Here is a 24,447-nt window from a genome sequence, read left to right as displayed (position 1 = left end):
CTGCATGACTCAGCGGCTGAAAGGAACTGCATAATGGCCAGAAAATCAAATCTAGCGCGCGACAAAAAGCGCATTAAGATGATCGAGCAGTACGCTGTAAAGCGTAAAGAGCTGAAAGAACTTGGTGATTACGAAGGTTTGGCAAAGCTGCCACGCAACTCTTCACCTACCCGAAAAAAGAACCGTTGTATAGAAACCGGCAGGCCGCGTGCCTTCATGCGCCAGTTTGGCCTGAGCCGTTTGTCTTTCCGTGAACATGCCAGCAAGGGTGAAATCCCTGGCGTAACGAAAGCGAGCTGGTAATGGGTACTTCGCTTCAAATGAAACCTGTTACATCTCTGTCATATACCCAATGCTCTCTGCCAAATGAGAAAGGAGGCACTGTATGAGCACCACTACAACCGATCCAATTTCAGACATGCTGACACGCGTACGAAACGCAGTAGCAGTTGGCAAAAATGAAGTTAGCCTGCCACACAGCAAAATAAAGGAAAACGTCGCCATTTCTTTAAAGAATAATGGTTTTCTGCAAGACGTGAGCGTTACCGACCTCAGTGTTGGCAAACAGCTGCACATCACGATAAACCTTGCCGGTGAAAACGCGCGCATCACTGAGATCAAGCGTCTGAGCAAGCCCGGTCGACGTGCCTACACTAACGCTCGTGAAATGCCTCGCGTCAAACGTGGCCGCGGTATACTCATCATTTCGACCTCAAAAGGCTTAATGACCGGTGAGGAAGCCAAAGCTGTAGGGCTTGGCGGCGAATTAATCTGTCAAGTTTATTAAACAAGGAAAGGAGAGCTAAGAACAAGAGAAACGAGAAAAGAGCACTAAATACTCTTAACTCATCACTTGAATAGTTCTTAACTCTAAATCACAATGAGTCGAGTAGGAAAACTACCCATCCAAATCCCCAGCGGTGTGACAATCACTGTCGACTCAGATGCCATTAAGGTATCTGGCTCAAAAGGGAACCTAGAAACGCCTCAGCTTGAGGCTATCACTGTCAAAGTAGAGGACGGCGTCCTTACTGTGACGCGTGCGAACGATGAGCCAAAAATCCGTGCCGCCCACGGCCTCATGCGTGCTCTTATCAACAACATGGTACAAGGTGTCAGCCAAGGCTTTAGCAAACAGCTAGAGCTAAATGGTGTTGGCTACCGCGTGGCCATGCAAGGAACCGACTTAAAGCTCAATATTGGGTTTAGCCACGATGTTATCTACAAGGTACCTCAAGGCACGCAGGTTGCCGTAGAGCAGAATAAAATGACCATTAGCGGTATAGACAAGCAGCAGGTTGGCCAAGTCGCCGCCGAAATACGCGCACTCAAGAAGCCAGAACCGTACAAGGGCAAGGGCATTAAGTATGTCGACGAACGCATACTGCGTAAAAGTGGTAAGTCAGGAAAGGATAAATAATCATGAGCGTTGCACAAAAATTAGTCCAGCGCGCTCAGCGAAAAAATCGCATTCGCGCTACAGTGATCGGCACAAGCGAACGTCCTCGCCTGAGCGTTTATATTAGCAATACAAACATTAGTGCCCAACTTGTCGACGACAGCAAACAACATACTATCGCAGCCGTCACAACGGCAGGCAATAAAACTGTCGCCAAGGCTACCATGACTGATAAAGCCGTATGGGTCGGTGCAGAAATTGCCGCCGCCGCCAAAAAGGTAAAAATATCCTCAGTTGTTTTCGACCGCTCTGGTAAGAAGTATCATGGTCGTATCAAAGCCCTAGCCGACGCGGCACGGGAGAAAGGTTTGGAGTTCTAATATGGCCGACGAAGCACAAGCCGCACAAGCGGCAACAGAACAAGCCGCCCAAAATCAGAATCGCTACGGTGGGCCTCAGCGTGGTGGTCAGCGCCAGGGAGGCAATCGTCCGCCTCGCCGTGATAATCGCGGTCCTCAGGCTCCAGAAGAAAAGCAGTTTGACGAACGTGTCGTACACATTGACCGTGTGGCACGCGTCGTAAAAGGTGGACGAAGGTTTCGTTTCCGCGCACTCGTTGTGGTGGGAGACCGTAAGGGCAAAGTCGGTATTGGCAGCGCAAAAGGCGCAGATGTTACTGCGGCTGTTACCAAAGCAACGGAAGTTGCCAAAAAGCACTTTGTACCGGTCGTGCTCTATAAGGGCACCATTCCTCATGATGTTGAGGGCAAAGTTTCCGGCGCCCGCATACTCGTAATGCCAGCCGCGCCTGGTACTGGCTTGATTGCTGGTGGTGTTGTCCGAACAGTGCTGGAAGTTGCCGGTGTGAGCAATGTGCTCAGTAAGTCTCTTGGTTCCAGTAACAAGACCAATATAGCCTACGCAACTATTGCTGCACTACAGTGTCTTGAGCCAAGCAAAAACTGGGTTACGACAAAGCACAAAAAGGCAACAGAACAGCCTAAAAAAGTAGTCGAGGTAAAACCTGCCCCAGTTAAAACGGAATCCGAAGTGAAAAAAGTTGTTCCAGCTAAAAAACCAACAGCCACCAAAAAAGCCGCTCCAAAGGAAAAGAAGGAGACTAAATAATGAAGTATAACGAGCTAACAGCCGCTCCAAAGCAGTCACCAAAGCGTGTTGGTCGCGGTATTGCCGCAGGCCAAGGCAAAACAGCTGGTCGTGGTACAAAAGGCCAAGGTGCACGCACCGGCTTTAGCAAGCGACCAGGGTTTGAAGGTGGCCAAAATCCACTCATGCAGCGCTTACCAAAATTACGTGGGTTTCGCAGTTACCGCGTCAAAGCCGAAAATATCTATACGCAAGATCTCAATGATTTGGGTACGACGGTTAACAACAAAGTCCTAGCGGATGCTGGGCTGACCAGTGGTGAGTTTGTTCGGGTGAAACTGCTTTTCCGTGGTGAAGTCAGTAAAAAGGTTGTTGTTGAACTACAGGCCGCAAGCGTCAACGCGGTAGAGGCAATCCAAAAAGCTGGGGGTAGCTTCAAAGCTGTCTCGCGTACCATGCGCCAAGCAAAGAAAAAAGACGACAAGTAGTATTCTACTTTAGCTTAGTCCCCACGTTCGTTACCTAAACTTAGGCATTAACGCCTTAGCTCTAAAGCTGCGCCCCTGTAGGCTTCGCTCAGGCTCGCCTAACGCCTATAGGCGCTAACAGTGGATCGAGAGGGTAAATTCAATGACTATCGATAGGAAGCGCTTAAAATGAACGCTTCTTATTTTATTCTGGGGCAGGACTATGTATACTGGTAGCAGATTTAGCAGATAAAGAGGAAGAGCAAAGTGAACTGGAAGATTATTGGCGCGTCGTTTAAGCAGGGTGACATGCGAAGGCGAATATTTGGAGTACTTGGCATACTGCTTGTTTTTCGCATACTAGCTCACATACCAGTTCCGCTTGCAGACCCGGAAACATTGAAGCAGGTGCTGAACAATTTGTTTTCTTCCCAAGACACGCCCCAATTGCTAAGCTTTATAAACGTGCTAAGCGGTGGCGCCCTAGCCAACTTTTCTATAATGATTGCCGGCCTCGGCCCATACATCAACGCCAGCATTATTATGCAGCTGCTTACTAAAGCCATACCCAAGCTTGAAAACATGCGTAAAGATGGTGAGTCTGGCCAGAAGCGTATCAATCAGTACACCAGGCTGCTGACATTCCCACTGGCCATCATTCAGGCAATCGGTTCAATTTATCTTGTTCGTCAGTACGCACAACAAGTAGGCGGTATTGGCGACATTACTGCAAATACTTCTATGTGGCAATGGGCACTTATGGTTGCGGCGCTTACCGGTGGTTCTATGTTGCTCATGTGGATGGGTGAACTTGTGACCGAAAAGTCGGTTGGAAATGGTATTTCACTACTCATTACTGTCGGTATAGTCAGTGCTCTGCCTGCAACAATCAGCCAGATTGCGTCGTCTATTTACGACAAAAACAACAAATGGGAATTGTTTGGCCGCGAGCTTCCAATAAACCAAAAGGCATTTTGGCTCTCTCTCGCAATCTTGGGCGTTGTGCTGCCGGTAACTTGGATTGTTGTTATGCTGAACGAAGCGGCGCGCAGGCTGACCATAAACTATGCCAAACGCGTCCAGGGAAACCGAGCCTACGGGGGTGTTACCACAACACTACCAGTTAAGCTCATCACAGCCGGCGTTGTGCCGATCATCTTTGCCATTGCTTTTCTAAGTGTTCCAAGCTTCGCGGGACAACTCATGACGTCAAGTAGCAACCCCAAGTGGCAAGAACTTGGGCAGAACCTCGTGACATGGTTCCAAAACCCAACAGCTCAAACCCTGGCTGCTGGTGGCTGGCATGCTTACATTTACCCTGTCACGTACTTCATGCTGGTGTTCCTTTTTACCTTTTTCTACACCAGCATTACCTTTAACAGTAAGGAAATTGCTGAAAATCTACAGAAACAAGGAGGATTTTTAGAGGGTGTCCGATCGGGCACGCAAACCGAACGGTATCTTGCCAAAACTGTCAATAAAATTACGCTGTTTGGCGCCATATGCTTGGGGCTTCTCGCAATTATGCCAATTATTGCACAGATGTTTGTACCAGAAAACATTGCCTTAGCGTTAGGCGGTACGAGCGTGCTCATACTTGTTGCCGTTTCACTTGAGACTCTGCGCGCCGTCGAATCCCGAGCACTTATGATTACGTACGACCAGTACAGCAGTGATGACTTTTTCTACGAATCTGCCGGGGGTGATAAACAAACAGGTACTACTCGCGCTGCAAAAATACTACGCTACGTACCTAAGCGACTACGCCGTAGTGCCGACAAGAAGAAATAACTCTATAAAACACTTTACATCCTGTCGTAAAAAATGCTATACTCTTATGACGATATAACCTATGGCGAGTAATAAAGAAGTCATCGAACTGAACGGCGTAATAGTCGAGACCCTGCCGGGTACTCAGTTTCGTGTCGAACTTGAAAACGGTCATCAGATTATAGCGCACGTCGCAGGTAAAATGCGGAAACATTTTATTCGTATTGTGCCTGGCGACGCGGTCACCGTAGAGTTGACACCCTACGACTTGACCAAAGGTAGAATTACTTACCGCAAGGGATAATTTTGCTACTGTTGAACTTTCTAGGGATTGGTTCATCCGGACTGGCCTAATTTATTAGACCGATGTACGGATCAATCCTTCGAAAGTTCAATACCATTATAAAACTAAGCAGTGTGTCACCGTCCTGAAAGGAGATGATCCGTACATGAAAGTACGTGCAAGTGTCAAAAAGATTAGCCCCGACGACAAGATTGTTCGTCGCAAGGGTCGTCTGTATGTTATTAACAAATTTAAGCCGAAGCATAAGCAGAGGCAGGGGTAAGCAATGGCAGCACGAATTTCTGGTGTTACAATACCCGCCGAAAAGCAAGTTTGGGTTTCACTCACCTATGTGCACGGCATCGGCCCAAAGACGGCCGACGATATACTTTTGGCTGCAAAGGTTGAACGCACAGTACGCGTAAAAGACCTGACTGACGCCGAAATCGGACGTATTCAAGAGTTTATTAATGAGCACCTCACCGTTGAGGGCGAGCTGCAACGTATCGTTAGCGGCAACATTAAGCGCCTAAAAGATATCGGAAGCTACCGTGGCTTACGCCATAAAAATAGTCTACCGTCTCGCGGCCAGCGCACTAAAACAAATGCACGTACCAGGCGTGGCAAAAAAGTAACTGTCGGCGGTACGGCTAAGAAAGTAGCAAGCAAGACGTAGGAATATTATGACAGATACAGCTTCAACAACTCCAACAACCCCTGTAGCAAAGAAAAAGAAAGCCAAGCGCAGCGTTTCGGCTGGCCAGCTTCACATTCAAGCTACGTTTAATAATACAATCGTTACACTCACTGACTCCCAAGGTGGGGCTCTGGCCGCTTCAAGCGCGGGTGCCTGCGGCTTTCGCGGCTCCAAAAAAGGTACCGCCTATGCCGCTCAAATTGCTGCTGAAAAGGCGGGCAATCTTGCAAAACAAGCTTACGGACTTAGTAAAGTAAATGTGTTTGTTAAAGGCGTCGGCTTGGGCCGAGATGCTGCAATTCGCGCCATGCAAACAGCCGGCATTGCGGTAGATAGCATTACCGACATCACCGGTGTGCCACACGGCGGCGTTCGACCCAAGAAAGCAAGGAGGGTCTAAAGTATGGCACGAGATACTCAGTCCATCGTTAAAATGTCACGTCGGGAAGGCTATGCGCTGCACCCAAAGGCGCACAAAGCGCTTGCCAAACGCACCAACATGCCTGGCCAAGCCGTCAACGCCCGAACTCGTAACAAACCAAGCCAATATGCACTCCAACTTCGAGAGAAGCAGAAAGTTAAGCGCCTTTATGGTCTCCTCGAGAAGCAGTTTAGCAATCTTATGGCTGAAGCTTCACGCACACCGGGTCAATCTGGTGCGACACTGCTCCAATACCTCGAAAGACGGCTCGACAATGCCGTTTATCGTGCCGGTTTTGCGCCGTCAAGGCGGGGATCCCGTCAGCTGGTAACCCATGGTCATTTTATGCTAAATGGTCGCCGTGTTGACATACCATCTATTCGCGTCCGTGAGGGCGATGTTATAGAGCTTCGTGAGCACAGTAAGTCGAGTGAATATTTTAAAAAACTCGACGACACTAGCCCAGCCCCAAGCACCGTGCCAACCTGGCAAACTGTTGACCGTAAAAAAGTTCAACTGAAAATCACCGGTTTACCCGTTCGTGAGGATGCTGAACCAGAAATTAATGAACAATTAATCGTCGAGTACTACTCACGCTAAGGAAAGGACGTTTCACTAGATATGTCAAAAATGATTCATACCCCAGGACTTGTCGCCGTCGATGACCACAGTGCAACGAGCAGTACATTTGTCATCGAGCCTCTTCAAACAGGCTACGGAATGACTCTCGGTAACAGTATGCGCCGAGTGTTGCTTTCAAGCATCAGTGGTGCTGGAGTCACAAGCTTCAAAATCGATGGTGTTACGCACGAGTTCACAACAATAAAAGGTGTCAAAGAAGATGTTGTTGCAATCATGCTCAACCTCAAACGCCTTCGTTTTCGTTCTTATGGCGACGATGCTCAAACTGTACGCATCGTTAAAAAAGGTAAAGGCGTTGTTACCGGCAAAGACATTCAAGGAAATGCCGATATCGAGGTGGTTAATCCCGAGCAAGTCATTGCATCAATCGATGACGATAAAGCCAGTTTCATCATTGATTTGGTTGTAGAAGTCGGCCGAGGGTACCAGACCATCGAAGAAAGCACCGCAAAAAAGCAAACCGATTTTGTTGCACTCGACGGCATCTTTAGCCCAGTTGTACGTGTTCGCTACAGGGTTGATAAGACCCGTGTTGGTCAGACAACCGATCTCGACAAGCTAAATATCACTATTGAGACAGACGGTACTATTACTCCTCGTGATGCCTTTGAAGAAGCTGCCGCGATTTTGGTAAATCAGTACGCTGCACTTGCTGGCAAAACCCGTGTCCAAGTTCATGAGGCCTTAAGTGTCGTCACAGATGGCACAGAATTGCCAACAGACGACGGCTCACTATTGCACACCAGCATCGAGGATCTGAATTTAACTGCTCGCACTACAAATGCCCTAGTCAATAACGACATTCACACCATTCAGGATTTGTTTGCGCTGTCCGATGCTGAATTGCGAGATCTGAAAGGCTTTGGCAGCAAAGCGCTTGACGAAGTCAAAGATAAACTGGCGGAATTGGAGCTGTAGATGCATCGTCACGGATATCAAGGAACAAAATTTGGTCGTGAACGCGACCAGCGAGAGGCGCTCCTACAAAGCCTTGCCGAAGCGCTGATTATACACGGCAGGATTGTTACGACGGTGCCAAAGGCAAAAGCCGTTGTGCCGTATGTTGAAAAACTGATAACAAAAGCCAAAAAAGGCGATTTACATAATCGTCGTCAAATTGTTGCCTCTTTGCAGACGGTAGCGACAGCACATCGATTAGTTGATGAACTTGCACCGTTACTCGGTGGTCGCAACAGCGGATACTTCCGCATTGTGCGTCGCGACAATCGCCGCGGAGACAATGCAGAAATGGCCGAAGTGAGTTTTGTAGATGACCTCAAAGCAGCTCCCGTTGCCAAAGCCGTCAAAAAGGTACCTCAGAAACAGCACCATGAACAAGATGAAGTAAAAGCTACCCCTGTCAAAAAAGCCATCCCAGGTGCAAATAAATCAGTTAAAGCAGCCGATAACCACCTAAGCCACAAGCCTGCGGTGCAAGTAAGAAAGAGCGGGGAGCGCTAATATGAAAACCTATTCTGCAAAACCAACCGATGTGACACGCAAGTGGTACGTCGTTGATGCCTCTGAAGTAACGCTTGGTCGTGCTGCCACACAGATTGCAACATTACTGACGGGTAAGGGTAAGCCCATGTTTACACACCATATTGATTGCGGAGATTTTGTCGTTGTTATCAACACCGATAAACTCCAAGTCACTGGTGGCAAAGAAGAAAAGAAAATGTACTACAACCACAGCGGGTTCCCAAGTGGTTTGCGTGAACGCCAGCTGAAAGATCTTATGGCAAACGATTCAACAGAGGTGATACTAAAAGCTGTTCGCGGTATGTTGCCAGTCAATAAGCTTCGTGATGGTCGTCTCGCTCGGCTTAAAATTTATGCAGGTGCCGAGCATAACCACGCAGCGCAAAAGCCTGAAACACTAAGCTTGAAAGGAGCGAAATAGCTATGGCTGAATCGAAAACCCACTATTATTACGCTCTGGGTCGCCGTAAAAGTGCGACAGCTCGTGTCCGTCTTATGAAGGGTAAGGGCAGCATTACAATCAATGGCAAGCCGGTAGCTGAGTATTTTGCCGAAAGCAAACTGTTACTCGGTGAAATCCAGAAGCCGTTTTCGGTACTGGAGCTTCCGTTAAAAGATTTTGACGTTACCGTTGTTGTCACCGGCGGTGGTCATGCCGGACAAGCCGACGCTATTCGTCTTGGTATTGCTAAGGCATTTGTAGAAAAAAACGAAGACTACAAAGCAACCCTTCGCCGCGCTGACCTACTTGGTCGCGACAGCCGTGAGCGTGAACGCAAGAAGTTCGGCCTCAAAGGTGCTCGCAAACAGCGCCAATTCACCAAGCGCTAAAAGGTGTCTTTTAGTTACCAGTAAAAACAATAATCTTACTCATGAGGTTTTTGTTGTATAGTCAGAATATATTATTATGGCTAGAGCAGAGCGCAATTTAGACTGGAACCGCTACCAACATGCTGGTAGTCTGATTCATCACTTATTACAACACCGGTTGGCCGAATCGGGCTTTGTAGGCATGCCTCAGGGAGAAGCTTCCATCGGCGAAATTACTACAGCGTTTATTGGAGAACTCGACTACCTGAGGATTATGGAAGAAGGTATAGGTAGAACTGTGTTAAATGGATTGCAGGGGACTTTAAACAGCATGCCTCTTCGTATGCTTGGAAGGATAGGGACTATTGGAGGAAAAATACCATTACATGATGCACAGATTTCACGTAATGTGCTAGAGCGTGATGGACAAGCACCACCAGAATATTGCTTTTCCCGCGTCGGTGTCAAAGTAGTAGGCTATAATGCAAGTGGTAAAATTGGAAAATATGAACCACCCCAGTTTAAGCTAGATTTTGCTAAATTTGTAAGCTATAACGATGATGATAAGCCGGTTTCAACCATTTTTCTTGTTCCTCGCAATGAAAACGTTACACCAAGTGGATTTGTAATTTCTGATCCATTAGGTTATTGCATTGGTATACTAGAACAGATCTCGTCTAATCTTCCGAAAATTTAGATGCTAGGATTATGTAGTGAGAAAACAGCAACAAATTTGGCAAGAAGAGCATGAGAAAGGGCTGACATTGTCGCGGATGGCGAATGAGCATCCGGCGAGTGGAGTGGTGAAGTTTATTAATTGGTTACATGCCAATGGGGTAAAACCAAGTGGTCGAGCGGTCGACATAGGTAGCGGTAAAGGACGTAATGCTGTCTTCTTGGCAAGTCTCGGTTACAAAGTCGAAGCGCTGGAATACATTGAACTTGCCCGAAAGGTAACTGAGCAGCTAGCGAAGTCACAAGGTGTTGCCAAAGACGTTACTGCAAAAAACATCGAAATTGATATGCCTTGGCCATACGCAGATGACACCTTTGATATAGCAATTGATTCATTTTCTTCCATAGATATCGAGACAAAAGCTGGTCGTGAAATGTGCCGCGATGAAATGCTTCGTACCCTAAAGTCGGGTGGCTATGCGCTTGTGACAGTTTGTTCAGCCGATGACGAGTGGGAAAAAGAACTCATCAGAGACTCCCCCGGCTCTGAGCCAAATAGCACCCTATGGCCTCAAAACGGCAAGTTTCAAAAAGATTATACAAAAGATGAACTCCGTAACTTCTACTCTGTTTTTGAAGTTTGCGAGCTGCAAACTATAACAAAGAAAACTTATAAACTTAACCGCGACGGTACGGCAACAAACTTTTGGCTTGTACTTCGAAAAACTTTATAGCGTAAGACTGTAGCATGTGGTAATATAACAAACATGCGAACAGTTCAGGGCAGCTCCTATTGGTTTACCGACACTTCCGTGACGGTCTGTTCTGTGCGCTGAAACCAAATTTGAACCCACTAAAGAGACCGCCACACCGGCGGTATTATTAAATTATTAACAGAGGAAATTATTTATGGATGGTCTTTTTAACCCACATGCTGCGCCGCCTGAGTCTACGAAGCTGTACACTCGACCCGATAGTGTTGCTAGTACTGTATTGGGATGCCTTGGTTGCAAGCATGCTTTCATGTCGAATCGATTCCTTGGAACTTGCTATGAATTAAAAAAGCATAGCGGTCCCGTTACTTATGATATAGCTGAAGAAGCCTGTAATGTTGTAAGAGGTGTAAAGTGCTAAAGCTGTAAAATTCTGGGGTATACTACTAATATGAATAAACCAGTGATACTTACGGGGCTGAGGGCCAATAACGATTTGCATATCGGCAACTATTTTGGGGCTTTGCTGCCTATGATCGACATGGCCAAGACGCTTTCGGAAGAGTACGAGGTTAATCTATTTGTACCAGATCTGCACAGCTTCACTACGCCAATCGACCACAGCCAGTTGCAACAGCAAATAATGCACAATTTGCGACTTTTTGTTGCAGCCGGGCTACCACTTGATAATCAAAGCGTACATATCTATCGCCAGAGTTACGTGCCGGCCCACAGTGAAATGACGGTAATTCTAAACTGTTTTACTGGAGTGGGTCAGATGGAGCGGATGACACAGTATAAGGACAAGTCTAGCAAACTCGGGACAGAATCAATCAGCCTTGGTCTTTTTGACTACCCAGTGCTTATGGCGGCTGATATTTTGCTGTATGGTGCGCAGTATGTGCCAGTGGGCGAGGATCAGACGCAGCATCTGGAGTTTACGAGGGATATTGCCGAGCGGATGAATGGTAGGTTTGGGCAGCTTTTCACTGTTCCTGAGCCAGTCGCCAAACAGCATGAATTTTTCGGTAAGGAGCAGGGTTTACGCATAAAAGACCTTCAAGACCCTACGAAAAAAATGAGTAAAAGTGACGAATCTGGCAAAGGAATAATATTTTTAGGAGATTCACCAGATGATGCAGTTAAGAAGATTCACAGCGCCACAACTGATAGTTACGGCAAGATTGATGTCGATAACCAAGATCAACCAGGCATAGTGAATCTCATCCAAATCCTAGCACTTGCCACCGGTAAACCCTACGACGAAATAAAAGACCATTACACCAGTCAAACACAGTATGGCCCGCTTAAAGAAGATGCAGCTGCAGCCGTTTCTGAGTTCCTTCGCGGCTTCCAAGAGCGACTTAGCCGAGTAAACGACGAACAGCTAATGCAAAAACTGGAAACCGACGAACGTGCCATGAATGAGATAGCAAATACGGCTCTTCATCGAGTACAACAAGCTGTCGGCTTACGATAATGGCTCACCTCTGTTAGAATGTAATCAATGGCAAATATTGAAATCAGCCGGGCGGAGAGATTAGATCAGCGAGTTGTAGCGATGCTTCCGCAGCTAAGCCGCGCATATGCCGCTAAACTCATTGAAGGTAAACGAGTCTCAGTTAATGGCGCATTCCAGGTAAAAGCTGGTTACAAGATGAAACCGAATGACGTTGTCGCTGTCGACTATGACCCCGCAAAAGAGGAGAGCATACCAGATATTGACTTAGAGATCGTGTATGAAGACGATGACTGCGTGGTTATAAATAAGCCAGTGGGATTGCTTACACACAGCAAAGGCGCCTTCAACCCCGAACCAACTGTGGCCACCTGGCTCCGAAAAAGATGTGAAAGGTTAGACCTCGCACATCTAGATAACAGAGGCGACGAGCATATGCGAGGTCTAACATTTCACACGAGTCGGGCGGGTATTGTGCATCGACTCGACAGAGCAACAAGCGGCGTCATGATATGCGCCAAAACACCTGAGGCGCTCAGCTGGTTGCAAAAACAATTCGCACAGCGTAAAACTAAGAAAACTTACCGGGCCGTTATAAAAGGTACCATGAACCCCGAGGCCGCTGTTATAGACATGCCTATAGAACGAAACCCAAAAGCACCAGCCACATTTCGCGTAGGCCCCCAGGGTAAGCATGCGCAAACCATGTACAGAACACTGGCCACTGGCGGCGGCTACAGTCTACTGGAGCTCAAACCTGAAACTGGCCGTACCCACCAGCTTCGCGTACACCTTGCGCACCAGGGAGCCCCAATTGTGGGCGATGTGCTGTACAACGGAGAACCAGCCGATCGTCTGTATTTGCATGCTGAGGAGCTAGAACTGACTATTCTGGCTGGCCATGAGCGCAAAGTTTTTCGTGTTAATACGCCAGGTGGCTTTGAAGACAAGCTGAAGCATGGATCCTGACCTGCTCGTGCACCCTGAAACAGTAGCAGCCCTGGCGCGCTATATTAGCAACCCAACGCACGCCGTACTACTTACAGGCACTGTTGGAGTCGGTAAAACGCACCTGGCGATCGAACTCGTAGGAAAACTGCTTGGCGTACCATCCAATAAAGTAACGGGGCAGGCATTTGTGCGGCTAATTACGCCCGAAAAGGGTGTTATTGCCATAAAACCCATAAGAGATTTAGTTAGCTTTGTGTCGCTAGTAGTTCCGGGTGAGAAAAGTGTTTCCCGTGCGATTGTAATTGTAGACGCAGAAACCATGTCGCGGCAGGCTCAAAACGCGCTACTTAAATTGCTCGAAGAACCACCAGAACGGACGGTACTTATTCTGACATCTTCTGCCCCTGGCAAATTGCTAGCAACCATAAGATCTCGGGTGCAGATTCTTCGTGTGCGTCTCCCCGAACCAGAAGACACAAAAAAGTATTTTTTGACAAAAGGGTTCGATACAGCGCACGTAGAACAAGCGATATTGCTCGGCGGCGGAAGCCCGTCGGTAGTCAACCAACTCCTTGAGGAATCTGCCAGTGAAGGTTTTGCCGTTTATGGGTTGGTAAAACGAGCGCTGACTGGTGATAAATTTAGTCGGTTAACGATTATTGATAGCGATCTCAAAGATAAAGAACAGGCAGCTCAATTTGTCGACACGCTTGTGCTGGTGGCGTCAATGAGCCTCAGACAATCAGAGAATACAGTGCAGTGGCAGCGGATTTTAACCAGCGGTATTATTGCGCAAAAAGCACTCGCACAGAGGGGGCACACCAAACTTGTATTGACAGAGCTTATGCTAGAACTGTGATGTGCTATACTGTAAGGAAGATATGTACGAACTATTAGTAGTAAGCGCATTTGGTTTTATGGGCCTACTGCACACCCGAAAACGCACAGAAGACGAGTCAGATATTTCTCGTAAAGTTGGTGACCGCATAGGCAAGCTCTGGGATATAGCGCATCAAGGCATGAGAGAAAACCGTTTTTTACGTGCTGAAAAAGCACTTCTGACCATCTTGAAGATTGACGAGAAAAACGCGGCGGCGTATAACCGCCTGGGAATTCTTTACGCCAAACAAAAAGAATATCGTGACGCCATAGATTGTTTTGAAATTGCCAGTAGTATAGAAGCAACACCCTCGAGCCTCCATAATTTGGGGCTCATATACTATGAAACAGAAAATTATGAAAAAGCCGGCATAGCTTTTGAGCAGGCGCTCAGGCTAGAAGAAAATTTGGCAGCCCGACACGTAGCTTATGCAAAAGTAAACGAAAAACTTGGGAATGAAAAGCTAATGTTTGCGTCGCTGCATCGGGCTGTTGAGCTGGAGCCAAATGAAGAAACATATTCTTTATTGCACCGAGCTTTTTTGGAACGTGGCATGGATGAAAAAGCCGAGAAAGTAGCAGAAAAGCTCAAGACTCTTATTGTTCCTTCAGGCAAACCTCGCCGCATCCTTCGTCCCCGTCGAGTTGTTATCTAGGTAGCTGCAGATAAGTTCCACGTCCGTGAAGTATTTTAAGCGAATGTGTTAGTAAGAAAAAGGCCGTTATTTCGATTCTAGAAAGACCCAGGGATGTTCTCAAGCGACATCTGGCTAGCTTGCTACATCTGTTGCGCAAGATATTGCATAACGAAGGGTAAGCGACAAGGGAAGCACAGGCAACAAGCGTTGTTGCCAGATAACCCCTGTTTTGATACACTACTCGTGATTGATTGCCACCTTAGCTCAGTTGGCCAGAGCGGCTGTTTTGTAAACAGCGGGTCGTGGGTTCGAATCCCTCAGGTGGCTCCATGGTTCTTTAATGCGCAGGGTTAGTGAAGCGGTCAAACACGACAGACTGTAAATCTGTTGGCTTATGCCTTCGTAGGTTCGAATCCTACACCCTGCACCACTTGCCGTCATAGCTCAGTGGTAGAGCACTTCCATGGTAAGGAAGGGGTCCCGAGTTCAACTCTCGGTGACGGCTCCAAGAATAGTACTTGACAAAGCGTAAGCGTAGTAGTAATTTAAAAGTAGTAAGCGCATTGGCGCAAAAAACCAAACACTTACAACTAATTGGCCCAGAGGAACGTATAAAAAGCGCACCGAAACGGTCATACCTTGTAAACTATCGTTAGCCAAACTAGCGAACAGGTTTACATAAAACTTCTCAAATTCCTGCAGGAATCAAAAATACCGAGTTGATCACTCGGTATTTTTGTTTACATTCCCGGTTCTGTCTGTTAAAATAACCGGATATGGCAAAAAAAGGTGAAAAGCGCAAACTTATAGGACTAGTGAGTGAAGAGTCTGGTGAACGCATATACTACACAAGTAAGAACACAATGAACACTCCAGAAAAGCTGAGTCTGAAAAAATACAGCAAGAGACTTCGCAAACACGTTGTATTTACTGAGACCAAGAAAAACCTCGGCCGCAACGAAGTAAAACCTAAGAAGTAAAAACATTGTCCCAGGTGAAAAACGCCCGAAAAACGGGCGTTTTTGCTATTAGCCGTATAGGTCAAGAAGGGTGTTGATAAGCTCCGCATGGCTCCAAACCAGTGGGAGCACAGACAGCGGTTCACCGGTTGTGGGATCAATTTGCTCGCTTAAGGCTCCGCTGGGGAGGGCGTGTTGGAGCGTCCATTCTACCAGTTTTTTGGCTTCATCTTCTCTGTTTGTCTGTATGTAAGAGCACGCAACCCATAGCGTTGTGACAAACCAGGGGTTGCCCATGTGCGGTGGATCTGATCGAAAATAGGTGTCGTGTTCATAGCGAGGCGCTCCGCCAGAAGGCGATTTATGAAGAAGCACCGATTCTATGCCCTCAAACGTTTTTTGAATATGAGCAGAGCCAATCGCCTTGGTAGCAAACATCATACTGCCATAGGCACTCGATACATCTAGGGTATTATCAAACTGCAGTGAGCCGTCTTCTTGAAGGAGAAAGCCTTTTCTTAGGTACTGTCGCTCTGGGTCAACAAACACCTTTGTATTCTGGGCTATGTGATCGGCGGTTTCGCGCCATTTGACGGCGTCATCAGGGAAGGCAAAGATATCTGCAAAGTCTGCGGCTGCCATAAGAGCGCGGTGAGTGAGCGCGGTAGTGTAAGTGTTTGTGAGAAATTTTTCTTCCCACAAGTCGTAGCTGGCGTGAGGGAGGCCTGTTGCTTCGTCCCGAAAATCGGTCATAAAATTTGCCATTGGTTGTACCATGGTACTGTACAAATTTGAGACAAATTCTTTGTCGCCAGTTTCTTCGTAGAATTTGTGCAGCATAAATATAATGATTGCCGTCTCGTCTTCTTGAATAGCAAGCTCACTGCGTTTGCCATGTACCAGTGGGTGCCACGTGCTGCCTATGGCTTTATCTGGCTGATACTTGTGCATCATATAGCCTTCGGGGTTCATAATGTCTCGACAAAACTCAAAGAACATCTTTGGTTCCTCAGTGTAGCCGAGTCGTATGAGTGGCCACATGGCGTAAGCGCCGTCCCTGGGCCAGACATAACTGTAATAGTCTCGGCCATAGTTGTAGATGCTTGAATCGCAACTTGCAATTACACCACCGCGTCTGTCGGTGTGGGCTTTAATAACCATAAGTGACTTTTTGATTGCCATTTTTTCTTTGTCTGGTATGTTCGCGGTAGCTGCCTCAGCGGTTTGTAGCCATTTCTTCCAGTGAGAGCGCGCTTTATCCAGCCTGCTTTCTAGACCAAGGGTGAGAAGCTGGTTATGAATTTTCTCTGCGCTGTACTGTGAGTCCGCGGCAACAACCCAATACTCGACCACTGTTTCTCCGTTGGCTGGTACCGTAACGGGAATAGCCAACACAGAATCGACTCCGCCGTGCTCTACAGCGTTTCCAGAGAGCTCGCCGTCTTCGGCGTCTTTCCAGCTACCCTCTTTCCCTTCAATGCCGTAGTTACCGACACAATACTGGTCAAATGGCGAGTCATCATCAGCACGACCAAAGATAATGAGGCTGCAGCGGCCCTTATAATCGAGTATGTAAGGTCCGTCTGGAACGTATAGCGCGGTATCACCGCGGCCACCCCGCGAAATTTCAAAAACCTGGTGCATAAACAGACGTACAGAACGGCTGGCTTCAGAAGTATTTTTCACCCGAATCTGACGGCAAAAAGCGTTGTATTCTGTATCGACAAAATCACTGCTTTCAAGCGACAAATTTAAGTCATGATTTGACATGGATACGCTACTGATAAGTGCGTCAGTTTCGCTGAGCACACTTGTGGTCCAAGTGCCATCGTCAACCCAGCTAAATGTTTGATCGCAAAAAACACCAATGCGGTGTTGTAGACTCCGTGCAGTTGTAAGGTTGTCAAGCCCAACATACGGGTAGTAAAAATCGTGCACAAGACCAGCTTCGTTGAGTCCGACCGTTAGGGCACCGTTGCCGAGAATAACCGGTCTACCCATTGCAAGGCTCTGCCTTGCAAAAGAAAGAAGATAAACTGTAGGAGAGAAGTAATCTTAAACCTGTTTTCTCAAGCTTTAATCTGGTCATACCGAAAAGCCTTTTTCTGTCAGGCGGTATTTAAGGTCGTGGTACGCATTCATAAAGGCAATGTATGCTTCATGGGGTGATTCGTAAGGGCTAAAGTAAGCGTGTACATCCCCGTCGGTGAAGTATTTTGTGCACATGTAATAAAAATGGTCGCTGGTTTGAAGTTTGCGCCAATCTTCTATGAGTGCAAAATCACCGGTTTGCAAGATTGATTCAGTAAGCCCGTATAAACTGGCGATTGCCCCTTGTTGCATTTTGTTGCCAACCCACGCCGTTAAGTCGCGCTCTGTGTCTGCCCAGGTAATTGTTTGCGGACAGTCGACAGTGTCTACTGCAGAAAACTCTGTGGCGGCCTCGGAAACTGTCATAAAGGTATGTTCTGGGGTTTTTAACCATGCCTTAGGCAAGGCTTCAAGGAAGTCAAAAATGCCACTATCAGCCCACTGGTGCTCGCCAAATGTTTCATAGTCCATGAACAGATTGAGTAACGGTTGATCCCAGCTGTCTTTTGTCCATCCCATAAATTTGTCAACTGTCATCGGGTATTCTTCCCAGTCTTTATTACTAAAGCGGAAAGCAATGTCGTCGCTGAGCTTGTAATTTTTAGTCAGCAGTTTAATATGTTCGGTGTGAGCCGGCCGATACATAAAGTTGGGGCTCCGCCAGCCGAGTACTGGATCCCAGCCTTCACTCAAAATTGCTTTGTAGCCTGCTTGGTCAGCCCAGTATGCCAGATCATTGTTGTAGCTAAGCTCAGTGTTGCGGAAAGCGGTTGTTGTAACGTTAAAAAGCCGACGGACAATGTCACGGTGCATTTGTACTTGTGCTTCAAACTCGTTACGGTTGTAGAAGAAGGCGAGTGAATGATGGTATGTTTCGTTTACAATTTCAACTCTGCCCGTGCCAACTAAATTTTGAAAGCTATGCAACACTTCGGGTGCATATGCTTCGAGTTGTTCAAGCACAGTGCCAGTTATGGAAAGTGACAGTCTGAACTTGGGATTATCGGCAATCATACGCATGAGCCGCTCGTTTGTCGGTAGGTAGGATTTGTGAGCAACCTTGCGCACTATGTCGGCATTGTTTTGAGGGCTACCAGCTTGGGCATCAAAGTAGTCGTGCGTGCGACCAGCATCGAAAATGGTGTAGTGCCTAACCCGATAAGGCTGGTGGACGTGTAGATATAAAACTATTGCGCGTTGATCAGACATAGGCCAGCTCCTTTCGGGCGCTCGCGTGACGATGGTAGTGATGAAGAACGGTTTCGGCCGGTTTCTGCCAGCTTTGTCTTAAAAGTTCTTCATGACCTTCTTCAGCCAAAGTTGCTTCTAGATCTGCATGATCGAGTACAGCCACAATTTGGTTAGCCATTTCGTCTGTGTCCCAATAGTCTACCTTGAGTACGCTATGCAGGATTTCACTAGCTCCGGTTTGCCGACTAATAAGGGCAGGTGTTTTTTGCGCCAAGGCTTCGAAAGGCGTTAGTCCAAAGGGCTCAGAGACGCTCGGCATCACAAATAAATTGCCTGCGCGGAAGGCATCGCGCCACTGTTTGCCGGTACCGTTCAAATGACCGGTAAAAATGACATTACCGCTGAGACCGAGCTCGGCCGCAAGCTCAACTAGCTCAACGTACTGTTCGCCCGGCCCAACTATAAGTAGTAGACTCTTTGGGCGCTTGGAAACGGCTTTTTGAAAAGCCCGTAGCAGGTGAGTAAGACCTTTTTGGATAGTGAGGCGTCCTGCGCTTACAACCACCCCATAGCCGGCTTCTTTCATGCGAGTCAGGTAACGAAAAGTATTGTCACTGCGATCCTCGTACAGCTCATGTGGCTCAAACTCCATGGCGTTATGGACAACTTCTACTTTACTAGGGTCAATGTCGTACTCACGCACAATGGTGTCTTTGGTCGCTTGACTGACTGCAAATATTCTATCGGCCAGTTGCATACCCATGTACTCAACTTCTCTGACTAGTGGATTACCGCTGTTACCACCTGATCGGTCGTATTCTGTCGAGTGAACATGAACAAAAAGCGGTAAGCCCGTCGCCTGTTTTGCTGCGAGCCCGGCGCGGAAAGTCAACCAATCATGTGCGTGGATAACATCGTACTCACCAAGTTGCACCAACCGAGATACGTATTTTGCGTAATTTAGCTGGTGTTCATTCATAGCCGCCCCGCGCGTAGATCCATCACGCAGTACGTATTCAAAGTGTTGGCTATCGTAAGTACTACCTGCCACATTGCCAATGACTTGTTCGACATCATCTGGCAGAGCTGGGTTTATAGTCATAAAGTTTATATGAGAGAAGTCAGCGGTATACGGCAGTACAAATTCAATTTGTGCTCCGTTGCGTGCTAGTTGTTTGCACATTTGATAACAGACAATTCCCATCCCACCGGTATGATGAGGTGGTAACTCCCATCCTAACATTAATACCTTCATTCTTAGTCTCTCTGTTTTCGCTCTGTTTTAAATATTGTTGTTTTATCAACTTTTAGTATAAGCACATTCTAAACCAAGTACAAGCAGAACGACTTAGCTCATCTAAAATCTTTCCGAAATAGTATTCGTTAGCTCATTAATAATGTTTCCAAAAAGCTACCTCTAGCCCTACGCTGTCAGGACTATGAGTACAAACGGAAAGAATTATCAAATGAGCAGATTATCCCGCCAGGAATATCTTGGCGTAATGCGAAAGAAATACAAACGTCTCAAGAAGAACCAGAAAAAAGAACGCAGCAAATTACTTAGTGACGTGGTAGACATTACTGGCTATCACCGAACCTATGCTAGCGTCTTGCTGCGCTCCCCGCCGCCCAAGGCGATTATCCGTAAGCCGCGGACTGCTCGCTATTCGGTCGAAACTAAGCAAGTTGTTTTGCTACTCTGGCATGCCACTAGTAACATCTGCGCTGAACGCTTGCAGCCATTCATGCCAGAGCTTTTAGATAAGCTAGTAGCGTGCGGCGAACTGGCCGTAAGACCCGAAATCGATGATCAGCTTAGGCAAATTAGTCTAGCTACTGTTAAACGCATTGTCTCCCGCGAGAAGCGACGCAGCATCATCCGAATTGGCGGTACAACCAAACCAGGTAGTCTGCTAAAACGGCAGATTAGTGTGCGTTATGGTCGCTGGGACGAAACAACACCGGGTTGGTGCGAAACAGACACCGTAGCCCACTGTGGCGACACATTAGCTGGCACGTTTATCTACAGTCTAAATTTAACGGATGTAGCTACTAGCTGGAGTGAGCAGGTGGCTATTATGGGCAAGGGTGAACGAGCGTCTGTAACTGGCCTTGACAGTGCCCGTAAGCGTTTGCCGTTTAAACTACTGGGTATTGATTCGGACAACGGCAGCGAATTCATCAATTGGCACATGGCGCGCTATGCTAAGAATAATCGATTAACCTTTACCCGTTCTAGGCCATACAGAAAGAACGACCAAGCCCATGTCGAACAAAAGAACTGGACTGCCATACGGCAACTAGTGGGTTACCAACGTATGGACACAAATGAACAGCTAGAAAGCCTAAATGACCTCTACCAAAACGAGTGGAGGCAGTACCTTAATTTTTTCCAACCAACTATGAAAGTTAAAGAAACCGTTAAAGACCAGGCTACGGGCAAGAAAACCAAACGCTATTACCCAGCTCAAACACCCTACCAACGGCTGATGAGTCACCCTAACGTCAGCGACAAGCAGAAAGCCATGCTACAATCACAATATGACAGCTTGAATCCCGCGAAATTACAACGTGAGATTCAACGGAAACTTAAAGCTTTAGAAACTAGTTTCAGCAAGATTGTTAAATGAGCTAATACGGCAGAATTGCAAGAATTTTTACATTTTTTTAATTAATATCAGAAGCAGGCGAGCCAACAGGGTAAATTTGCAGGCTGTGATCGCTCTCAGACCAGTTTTTTAGCACGTTTTCGACAATACGCCACGAAGTAAGCACCTCTTGCGCTGTGGCAAATAGTGATTGATCACCGCGCACGGCATCAATAATTACTCTTTCGTAAGCATCTCCGGTTTGGCCGAAAAAAGCGCGTTCATAGTCAAAATCCATCTTGACCATTTCGGTTTCTTTGCTTAAGCCTGGTCGTTTGGCTTGGAGGGAAAGGGTTATGCCTTCCTGTGGCTGTACACGGAAGGTAAGAATGTTTGTGCCCGGTGCATCTTTGTTCGCTCGAAATCGCACAATAATTTCGGTGCATTTTTCGTGGAGCGCTTTACCTGTTTCTATGCTCACGTTTACGCCGCGCCACTGCTCGTTGTCGATGGTTAAATGTAACCGAGCAAATGTTTCAACGTGACTTCGCGGGTTGTTCACTTCTGCTTTGTAGCTATCGTACTGCCCGCGGACAGCATGTGTTTCTACCTGTTCTGCTGAAATTGTGTCAATGCTTTCAAGTAAGCGTAATTTTGCTTTATGAATGTCATGGCTCTCAAGAGCGGCTGGTTTCTCCATGGTAATAAGAGCAAGCAGCTGCATAAGATGGCTTTGCAAAATGTCGCGCAGAGCGCCAGTTTGCTCATAAAAAGTGACACGGTTTTCGATGCCAATTGTTTCGTAGGCTACAATCTGGATGCTTTCAATGTGTCTGGTGTTCCAAATTGTTTGGAACAGCGGATTCTGGAAACGAAACGTTAAGATGTTTTGAGCCGTTTCTTTGGCTAAGTAATGGTCAATACGAAAAGTTTGCTGCTCGCCAAAATGTTCGTCGGCCGCTTTTACGAGCGTTTCGGCTGAGGCAAAGTTGTAGCCGAAGGGTTTTTCAACGAGAAGCCGTGGCCTTTCTCCATCCTGCTCAAACGGTTCGTGGTGACGAGTTTCTCCCAAGTGGTGTACAACGTTTACAAAGGCCTGGGCAGGAATAGACAGGTAGTATAGGCGGCTTACTCCTGGTCCAAGTTCTTGAGACATGACGCGTAAGTTTTCTAGCAAACGCTCATAGTCTGCTATATCGTCTAGGTCAACTTGCAGCATTTCGGTTGCATCGTGTAGCTGTTCAATCACTGCTTTATCGTAGTCTCCGCCATGAATCTTCTGGTGAAGATTTTCGTAGACGTGCGAAACAGGCACGTGGTGGCGGCTGATACCGACAATTTTCATCTGTTCTGGCAGCTGGCGATGTTTTACCAGGTGATACAGTGCTGGTAAAAGCTTTCTCTGAGACAGGTCGCCTGTTATGCCAAAGATAACAAGTATAAACGGTCGGTTTATGTAGTCGTTCATGCTTTGCCTTCGCCGTTTAGGTTGTGTCCACCAAACTTGTTGCGTTGGGCGGCAACAACTTTTGTTGCAAAGTTGGTCTCTCCTTGCTGCGAACGAACGCGCACATCAAAAGCCGCTTGGATGGCAGGCAAGTCGATGCCCATTTGTTTCGCTGCTTCTAATGTCCACCGAGCTTCGCCACTCTCGGCAACATAGCCGGAAATGCCGTCGAGCTCTGGATTCTCCGCGAGGGCATCGTGGCTCAGTTGAGTCAGCCAGCTCGTAATCACACTGTGGTGTTGCCAAAGATCAGCGGCCTGTGCTAGGTCAATTTGTCCTGCGTATGGGCCATCATGTAGCATACGAAATCCCTCGCCAAGGCTTTGCATCATGCCGTATTCTATGGCATTGTGCACCATTTTGACATAGTGCCCAGCGCCGCTGCTGCCAAATCTGGCGTACATGCCGCCGGGTTTTGCCAGTGTTTCAAGCGCAGGGCTAACAGCCGCAAAGTCGGCCTCGCTGTCGCTGCCACACATGAGGGGGAAACCATTTTGATAGCCCCAAACGCCGCCACTGACACCAACGTCAACCATAGCCATTCCTTTTGCCTGTACTAGTGTGTTAAGTCGTTTTGTTTCCCGAAAATCAAAATTTGCTCCGTTGATTATGATGGAACCTTTTGGTAGACGCTCAGTCCACTCAAGCACGACTTGCTCGGTAATCTCTGCTGGGAGCATGACCCACACAACTGCTTGTTCCTGGCCGAATTCACCTGGGATGGTTGTTATATCAGAGATGGGTTTTACCCCGTAGCCTGCAGCTTCTTGCATCGGCTCTGGGCTACGGTTGTGGCCAATGACTTCATGGTCTCCACTTTCTGCCAGTTTGCGCGCAATTTGCATACCCATACGGCCAAGACCGTGAATAACAATTTTCATAGTAAGTTACCTCTCACGTTTGTATGTAATCATTATAGACGGTCACACTCGCCAAGTCATAGAGGATTTTTGCCGGCAAGTGTTCAACTGATTCAGCGTTGCGCTGCAGGCGCTTCAAAGATTCTTTTTTTGTCTCACCATAAGCAAGTACCCACGCGTGATTTATTTTAAGCAGCATAGGTACTCCTAACGTCATTCGTGCAAAATCACTCCAGCTATAGCCAACTACTGTGGAAACGGTATCTGTCAGAGCGGGGCTCTCGGGTAACAGCCCGGCAGTGTGCGCATCTGCTCCCATACCAAGCGTGGCAACCACAACATCCGCCTCGGCCATAGCGTCTTCTGCAAGTTGGGCGTAGTAGGAAACTGTTTCGGCCATAGGCTGATTTTTATTGAGAACGTCTAGCCATTTTGCCTTTTCTGGCTTAAAGCCTGCTTTTTGCATCTGCGCGCTATTTGAATTTTCATGACCATGTCGTCCAAACCGCTCGTCAACCGGCAAAATCGTTAGCAAACTGAGTTTATCGGGCGCAGCCTCCCGCAGCCGCTTCATTACGTCCACCTGCACTGCTACGCAAGAACCACCGCTCACCAGCCACAGTAGGCGCTTTCCAGACTTTAGCTCGCCAGCTAGTACAGTGGCTATCTCTGCCTTAGCCAGGTCTATACCCTCGGTGCTATATTTCATGGTAGAAGTATACGATAAGCTCCACAGAATGCCCACTCGTAAGGCGTCGCTAGCACCTCCCACGTATATCGCACCAGCATACGATTGGGTTTTTGAGATTTTAGGTTTAAAAAGTATTTGACAAGGTGCTTATGCTCGTGTAACGTAAA

30 protein-coding genes and 3 tRNA genes are annotated in these 24,447 nt (G+C 47.3%); 27 read left to right on the top strand and 6 right to left on the bottom strand.

The window, feature by feature from the left end:
- Positions 1-33 precede the first annotated feature (33 nt).
- The 26 genes from rpsN (at position 34) to rpmG (ending at position 15,373) form a co-directional block, all read left to right on the top strand.
- The gene (gene rpsN, locus IPL85_05115) at positions 34-303 is read left to right on the top strand and encodes a 30S ribosomal protein S14 (protein QQS19620.1); all 270 of its coding nucleotides are present in this window, start codon (positions 34-36) and stop codon (positions 301-303) included.
- Between the two features lie 82 nt (positions 304-385).
- On the top strand, positions 386-787 hold the full coding sequence (gene rpsH, locus IPL85_05110; protein QQS19619.1) for a 30S ribosomal protein S8: 402 nt from the start codon (positions 386-388) through the stop codon (positions 785-787).
- A gap of 93 nt (positions 788-880) precedes the next feature.
- Entirely contained in the window at positions 881-1,420 is a 540-nt protein-coding gene (rplF, locus tag IPL85_05105; GenBank protein ID QQS19618.1) for a 50S ribosomal protein L6, read from the top strand.
- A 2-nt stretch (positions 1,421-1,422) separates the two neighbouring features.
- Positions 1,423-1,779 (top strand): 50S ribosomal protein L18, encoded by a 357-nt coding sequence (locus tag IPL85_05100; protein ID QQS19617.1) that lies wholly within the window; start codon positions 1,423-1,425, stop codon positions 1,777-1,779.
- A gap of 1 nt (position 1,780) precedes the next feature.
- Complete coding sequence (gene rpsE, locus IPL85_05095; GenBank protein QQS19616.1) at positions 1,781-2,527, top strand: 30S ribosomal protein S5; 747 nt, start codon at positions 1,781-1,783, stop codon at positions 2,525-2,527.
- Positions 2,527-2,994: a 50S ribosomal protein L15 gene (rplO, locus tag IPL85_05090; protein ID QQS19615.1), complete on the top strand. Its 468-nt coding sequence runs from the start codon at positions 2,527-2,529 to the stop codon at positions 2,992-2,994. Before rpsE ends, rplO begins: the two co-directional genes overlap by 1 nt.
- Before the next feature lie 246 nt (positions 2,995-3,240).
- On the top strand, positions 3,241-4,764 hold the full coding sequence (secY, locus tag IPL85_05085) for a preprotein translocase subunit SecY (protein ID QQS19614.1): 1,524 nt from the start codon (positions 3,241-3,243) through the stop codon (positions 4,762-4,764).
- Positions 4,765-4,825: 61 nt separating this feature from the next.
- Complete coding sequence (infA, locus tag IPL85_05080; GenBank protein QQS19613.1) at positions 4,826-5,047, top strand: translation initiation factor IF-1; 222 nt, start codon at positions 4,826-4,828, stop codon at positions 5,045-5,047.
- 145 nt (positions 5,048-5,192) lie between these two features.
- Positions 5,193-5,309, top strand: a complete 117-nt coding sequence (gene rpmJ / locus IPL85_05075) for a 50S ribosomal protein L36 (GenBank protein ID QQS19612.1) — start codon at positions 5,193-5,195, stop codon at positions 5,307-5,309.
- A 3-nt stretch (positions 5,310-5,312) separates the two neighbouring features.
- Positions 5,313-5,702: a 30S ribosomal protein S13 gene (gene rpsM, locus IPL85_05070; GenBank protein ID QQS19611.1), complete on the top strand. Its 390-nt coding sequence runs from the start codon at positions 5,313-5,315 to the stop codon at positions 5,700-5,702.
- Positions 5,703-5,709: 7 nt separating this feature from the next.
- On the top strand, positions 5,710-6,123 hold the full coding sequence (gene rpsK / locus IPL85_05065; GenBank protein QQS19610.1) for a 30S ribosomal protein S11: 414 nt from the start codon (positions 5,710-5,712) through the stop codon (positions 6,121-6,123).
- A gap of 3 nt (positions 6,124-6,126) precedes the next feature.
- Positions 6,127-6,744 carry a 30S ribosomal protein S4 gene (gene rpsD, locus IPL85_05060; protein ID QQS19609.1) on the top strand — a complete coding sequence of 206 codons (618 nt, stop codon included), beginning with the start codon at positions 6,127-6,129 and terminating at the stop codon, positions 6,742-6,744.
- A 21-nt stretch (positions 6,745-6,765) separates the two neighbouring features.
- Positions 6,766-7,704: a DNA-directed RNA polymerase subunit alpha gene (locus tag IPL85_05055; GenBank protein ID QQS19608.1), complete on the top strand. Its 939-nt coding sequence runs from the start codon at positions 6,766-6,768 to the stop codon at positions 7,702-7,704.
- Positions 7,705-8,247, top strand: coding sequence for a 50S ribosomal protein L17 (rplQ, locus tag IPL85_05050; GenBank protein QQS19607.1), 543 nt, complete (start codon positions 7,705-7,707; stop codon positions 8,245-8,247). It abuts the gene before it with no gap.
- Position 8,248: 1 nt separating this feature from the next.
- Positions 8,249-8,689: a 50S ribosomal protein L13 gene (rplM, locus tag IPL85_05045; GenBank protein QQS19606.1), complete on the top strand. Its 441-nt coding sequence runs from the start codon at positions 8,249-8,251 to the stop codon at positions 8,687-8,689.
- 2 nt (positions 8,690-8,691) lie between these two features.
- Entirely contained in the window at positions 8,692-9,099 is a 408-nt protein-coding gene (gene rpsI, locus IPL85_05040; GenBank protein QQS19605.1) for a 30S ribosomal protein S9, read from the top strand.
- A 76-nt stretch (positions 9,100-9,175) separates the two neighbouring features.
- Positions 9,176-9,775, top strand: coding sequence for a hypothetical protein (locus tag IPL85_05035; protein ID QQS19604.1), 600 nt, complete (start codon positions 9,176-9,178; stop codon positions 9,773-9,775).
- Positions 9,776-9,791: 16 nt separating this feature from the next.
- Complete coding sequence (locus IPL85_05030; GenBank protein ID QQS19603.1) at positions 9,792-10,487, top strand: methyltransferase domain-containing protein; 696 nt, start codon at positions 9,792-9,794, stop codon at positions 10,485-10,487.
- 430 nt (positions 10,488-10,917) lie between these two features.
- Entirely contained in the window at positions 10,918-11,946 is a 1,029-nt protein-coding gene (gene trpS, locus IPL85_05025) for a tryptophan--tRNA ligase (GenBank protein ID QQS19602.1), read from the top strand.
- A gap of 27 nt (positions 11,947-11,973) precedes the next feature.
- A complete protein-coding gene (locus IPL85_05020; GenBank protein ID QQS19601.1) occupies positions 11,974-12,894 on the top strand; it encodes an RluA family pseudouridine synthase in 921 nt (306 codons plus the stop codon).
- Entirely contained in the window at positions 12,884-13,735 is an 852-nt protein-coding gene (locus IPL85_05015) for a hypothetical protein (GenBank protein ID QQS19600.1), read from the top strand. The genes IPL85_05020 and IPL85_05015 overlap by 11 nt, the downstream gene beginning before the upstream one ends.
- Positions 13,736-13,757: 22 nt before the next feature.
- On the top strand, positions 13,758-14,411 hold the full coding sequence (locus IPL85_05010) for a tetratricopeptide repeat protein (GenBank protein QQS19599.1): 654 nt from the start codon (positions 13,758-13,760) through the stop codon (positions 14,409-14,411).
- A gap of 235 nt (positions 14,412-14,646) precedes the next feature.
- Positions 14,647-14,723, top strand: a tRNA-Thr gene (locus IPL85_05005).
- 14 nt (positions 14,724-14,737) lie between these two features.
- Positions 14,738-14,823: transfer RNA gene (locus IPL85_05000), tRNA-Tyr, on the top strand.
- Positions 14,824-14,826: 3 nt separating this feature from the next.
- Positions 14,827-14,901: transfer RNA gene (locus tag IPL85_04995), tRNA-Thr, on the top strand.
- Between the two features lie 268 nt (positions 14,902-15,169).
- Positions 15,170-15,373: a 50S ribosomal protein L33 gene (gene rpmG, locus IPL85_04990; GenBank protein ID QQS19598.1), complete on the top strand. Its 204-nt coding sequence runs from the start codon at positions 15,170-15,172 to the stop codon at positions 15,371-15,373.
- Between the two features lie 48 nt (positions 15,374-15,421).
- On the opposite strand, the gene IPL85_04985 is transcribed toward rpmG, so the two are convergent.
- The 3 genes from IPL85_04985 to IPL85_04975 all read right to left on the bottom strand — a co-directional run bounded on the left by IPL85_04985 (position 15,422) and on the right by IPL85_04975 (position 19,889).
- Entirely contained in the window at positions 15,422-17,353 is a 1,932-nt protein-coding gene (locus IPL85_04985) for a glycoside hydrolase family 15 protein (GenBank protein ID QQS19597.1), read from the bottom strand.
- Positions 17,354-17,437: 84 nt separating this feature from the next.
- Positions 17,438-18,652: a polysaccharide deacetylase family protein gene (locus tag IPL85_04980; protein QQS19596.1), complete on the bottom strand. Its 1,215-nt coding sequence runs from the start codon at positions 18,650-18,652 to the stop codon at positions 17,438-17,440.
- Positions 18,645-19,889: a glycosyltransferase family 4 protein gene (locus tag IPL85_04975; GenBank protein QQS19595.1), complete on the bottom strand. Its 1,245-nt coding sequence runs from the start codon at positions 19,887-19,889 to the stop codon at positions 18,645-18,647. The genes IPL85_04980 and IPL85_04975 overlap by 8 nt, the downstream gene beginning before the upstream one ends.
- 184 nt (positions 19,890-20,073) lie before the next feature.
- Here IPL85_04975 and IPL85_04970 point away from each other — a divergent pair, with 184 nt between their 5' ends.
- Positions 20,074-21,264 (top strand): hypothetical protein, encoded by a 1,191-nt coding sequence (locus IPL85_04970; GenBank protein QQS19594.1) that lies wholly within the window; start codon positions 20,074-20,076, stop codon positions 21,262-21,264.
- A gap of 37 nt (positions 21,265-21,301) precedes the next feature.
- Here the strand turns inward: IPL85_04970 and zwf are convergent, their stop codons facing one another.
- The 3 genes from zwf to IPL85_04955 are packed head-to-tail and all read right to left on the bottom strand — an operon-like array spanning position 21,302 to position 24,298.
- Positions 21,302-22,690, bottom strand: coding sequence for a glucose-6-phosphate dehydrogenase (zwf, locus tag IPL85_04965; protein QQS19593.1), 1,389 nt, complete (start codon positions 22,688-22,690; stop codon positions 21,302-21,304).
- Positions 22,687-23,610 (bottom strand): NADP-dependent phosphogluconate dehydrogenase, encoded by a 924-nt coding sequence (locus tag IPL85_04960; GenBank protein ID QQS19592.1) that lies wholly within the window; start codon positions 23,608-23,610, stop codon positions 22,687-22,689. The genes zwf and IPL85_04960 overlap by 4 nt, the downstream gene beginning before the upstream one ends.
- 13 nt (positions 23,611-23,623) lie before the next feature.
- On the bottom strand, positions 23,624-24,298 hold the full coding sequence (locus IPL85_04955) for a 6-phosphogluconolactonase (GenBank protein ID QQS19591.1): 675 nt from the start codon (positions 24,296-24,298) through the stop codon (positions 23,624-23,626).
- Positions 24,299-24,447 lie beyond the last annotated feature (149 nt).

Source organism: Candidatus Saccharibacteria bacterium, from assembly GCA_016699955.1.
Classification (GTDB): domain Bacteria; phylum Patescibacteriota; class Saccharimonadia; order Saccharimonadales; family UBA4665; genus JAGXIT01.
This window is presented reverse-complemented; position numbering and strand designations above follow the sequence as displayed.